The organism is Achromobacter insuavis (assembly GCF_902859645.1).
Taxonomy (GTDB): Bacteria; Pseudomonadota; Gammaproteobacteria; order Burkholderiales; family Burkholderiaceae_B; genus Achromobacter; species Achromobacter insuavis.
On the sequence record NZ_CADIJR010000165.1, the window covers coordinates 1 to 3,347 of the forward strand.

General features: G+C 67.9%; 2 protein-coding genes and 1 pseudogene. All 3 read left to right on the forward strand.

What is annotated here, in order from left to right; translation table 11 throughout:
• Positions 1–201 (forward strand): annotated as a pseudogene (locus H0523_RS31745) (hypothetical protein); the annotation flags it as partial.
• Positions 198–977 (forward strand): cellulose biosynthesis protein BcsQ, encoded by a 780-nt coding sequence (bcsQ, locus tag H0523_RS31750; protein WP_054488154.1) that lies wholly within the window; start codon positions 198–200, stop codon positions 975–977. The pseudogene H0523_RS31745 and the gene bcsQ, both read left to right, overlap by 4 nt.
• A complete protein-coding gene (bcsA, locus tag H0523_RS31755) occupies positions 974–3,172 on the forward strand; it encodes a UDP-forming cellulose synthase catalytic subunit (RefSeq protein ID WP_180180304.1) in 2,199 nt (732 codons plus the stop codon). The genes bcsQ and bcsA overlap by 4 nt, the downstream gene beginning before the upstream one ends.
• Positions 3,173–3,347: the final 175 nt, after the last annotated feature.

Here is a 3,347-nt window from a genome sequence, read left to right on the forward strand (position 1 = left end):
GCCGCCGAGCCGCCCGCGCGTCCCGCGCCGAAAGTCCTCATCGAACCCACCCTCGCGCCCGAGCGGCCGGCGGCGATTGCCCCCGAGCCCGCGCCCGCCAGCGCGGCGACGCCGTTGCAAGGCGTCTTCGCGCGCCTGGCGCGGACGGCCCGCGCGGACGCGACCCAGGATCCGCCATCTTCGAAAGCGGCGAAAAAATGAAAACCATCGCGATTGTTTCCGCCAAGGGCGGGGTAGGAAAGACCACGATAGCCGCCACGCTGGGCCTAGCCCTGAGCCGGGCCGGCCATCCCGCCCTGCTGGTGGACCTGGATCCGCAGAACGCGTTGCGTTTTCACCTGGGTGCCGAATCGCAGGCCGCCGAGGCTGGACTGGCGCGCGCCAGCCTGGCGGACATCCCCTGGCGCGAAACGGTGGTGCGGGGCGATGCCGGCCCCTATCTGTTGCCGTTCGGCCAGATCAATGAAGCGGACCGCCTGGCGCTGGAGCAGCAGATGCGCCAGGACGACGCCTGGTTGGCGAACCACCTGCGGGCGCTCGATCTCGAACCCGATACCGTGGTGCTGGTGGATACGCCGCCGGGACCGTCCATCTATCTCAGCCAGGCCTTGCGCTGCGCCGACCTGGTGCTGGTGGTGACGCTGCCGGACGCCGCCTCGTACGCCACGCTGCCGCAGGTCGAGAACCTGATCGCGCAGTACTGCGAAGGGCGCCCGGAATTCCTGGGCCATGCCTTCGTGGTCAACCAGGCCGACAGCGCCGCCGCGCTGGCCAAGGACACCCTGCAGGTGATGCGCGGCATCCTGGCCGACCGCCTGGCCGGCGTGATCCACCGCGACGCCACGGTCAGCGAGGCGCTGGCCTTCGGCACGACGGTGATCGACCACGCGCCGCACAGCCAGGCCAGCAATGACATCGGCATCAGTGCGCAATGGCTGCTGCGGCAACTGCGCGAGCCCCGGGAGGACCAGCCATGAAGTCGGTGACCAACGAGACCGCGGCGCACAATCCGCGTCTCTCGCGCCTGGGCAACAGCCTGTTGTCCTGGCGCATCTGGAAGATGGGCTGGGTCCGGGTGTTGTCGCTGGTGCTGGCCGGCGTGCTGTCGGTGCTGGCGGTGGCGGTCGAGATGGGCCTGCTGCAACAGATGATGTTCGCGGCGTTCTGTGTGATCGTGGCGCTGCTGCTGCACCGCGTGGGCGGACGGCTGGAGACGCTCACGCTGGTGATGCTGTCGGTCATCACGTCGTTGCGCTACATGTATTGGCGTATCACCGACACCATCGGCTTTCACAACGTGGTGGACGCGTTCTTCGGCTACGGGCTGCTGCTGGCGGAAATCTACGCCCTGACGGTCATGCTGCTGAGCTATTTCCAGACGGCCTGGCCGCTGCGGTGCAAGCCCACGCCGTTGCCGGTCGATCGATCCCTCTGGCCGACCGTGGATGTCTACATTCCCACCTACAACGAGCCGCTGGACGTGGTGCGTCAGTCGGTGCTGGCGGCGCAGTCGCTGGACTGGCCGGCGGACAAGCTGCGCGTCTACGTGCTCGATGACGGCCGCCGTCAGGAGTTCCGCGAGTTCAGCGAGCAGGCAGGTGTCGGCTACCTGACGCGCCCGGACAACAAGCACGCCAAGGCCGGCAACATCAACGCCGCGCTGACCAAGACCGACGGCGAATTCATCGCGGTGTTCGACTGCGACCACGTCACGGTGCGCTCGTTCCTGCAGATCTGCATGGGCTGGTTCCTCAAGGACAAGCGGCTGGCGCTGCTGCAGACGCCGCACGTGTTCTTCTCGCCCGATCCCTTCGAGCGCAACCTGGGCACCTTCCGCAACGTGCCCAATGAAGGCGAACTGTTCTACGGCGTGATCCAGGACGGCAACGATCTGTGGAACGCCACGTTCTTCTGCGGTTCGTGCGCCGTGATGCGCCGCTCGTCGCTGGACGCCGTCGGCGGCGTGGCGGTCGAGAGCGTGACCGAGGACGCGCTGACCGCCCTGAAGATGAACCGGCTGGGCTTCAACACCGCCTATCTGGCGGTGCCGCAGGCCGCGGGCCTGGCGACCGAGAACCTGTCGCGCCACATCGGCCAGCGCACGCGCTGGGCGCGCGGCATGGCGCAGATCATCCGCACCAACAATCCCCTGCTGGGCAAGGGCCTGAAGATCGGGCAGCGGCTGTGCTACCTGAGCGCGATGCTGCACTTCTTCTTCGGCCTGCCGCGGGTGGTGTTCCTGACGGCGCCGCTGGCCTACCTGTTCTTCCATGCCAACGTGTTCCAGGCCTCGGCCATCATGGTGGCGGCCTATGCCCTGCCGCACATCGTCCTGTCCAACCTGACCGGCTCGCGCATCCAGGGGCGGTTCCGCCACTCGTTCTGGAACGAGGTCTACGAATCGGTGCTGGCCTGGTACATCATGCGCCCGGCGCTGGTGACGCTGATCAGTCCCAAGACCGCGCTGTTCAACGTGACGGCCAAGGGCGGCATCATCCGCGAATCGTATTTCGACTGGACGCTGGCGCGGCCCTACGTGGTGCTGCTGGGGCTGAACCTGGCCGGCTTCATCGTCGGCGTGATCAGCCTGGTCACGGGGTACGGGGGCGTGGATGCGCGCCTGACCATCGTGCTGAACCTGATCTGGACCGTCTACAACATCGTCATGACCAGCGCCAGCGTGGCCGTGGCCGGCGAGGTCCGGCAACTGCGCAACACGCCGCGCGTGGCGATTTCGCTGGCGGCCATGCTGCTGCTGCCGGATGGCCGCACCGTCGCCTGCCGCACCAGCGATTACTCGCAGGGCGGCCTGGGCCTGGTGCTGCCGCCCGGCGTGCTGGTGCCCAATGGCATGCCGCTGAGCGTGTCGCTGTTCCGCAATGACGAGGAAGCGATGTTCCCGGCGCTGGTCACGTTCAGCCGCGGCGACCGCCTGGGGATCAGCTTCCAGTCGCTGACGCTGGAGCAGGAACGCGACCTGGCGCAGATGACCTTTGGCCGCGCCGATACCTGGGCCAGCACCTGGGGCAACAACGCGCCCGACTCGCCGTGGGTCGCGTTGAGACAGATCTCGAGCATCGGCGTCCGCGGTTTTTCGTTGCTGCTGCGCCAGTTGCGCGATCGCAGCCTTGCGGCCGTGCGCCGTCCCACGTCCGTGTCCACCAAAAACTAGAGGACGACAGAGCGATGATTCCCAGGCTTGATGCTTGGCCGCCCCGGCCTTGCCCGTCCCCCGCGCAGCCCGTCCTGCGGCGGGCGCTGCTATCGGCGTTGCTGGCCTTGGGGTCGGCCATGCCGTCCCTGGCCGAGCCCGTCGCCGCCGATCCCGCCGCCGCGGCCACGGCGGC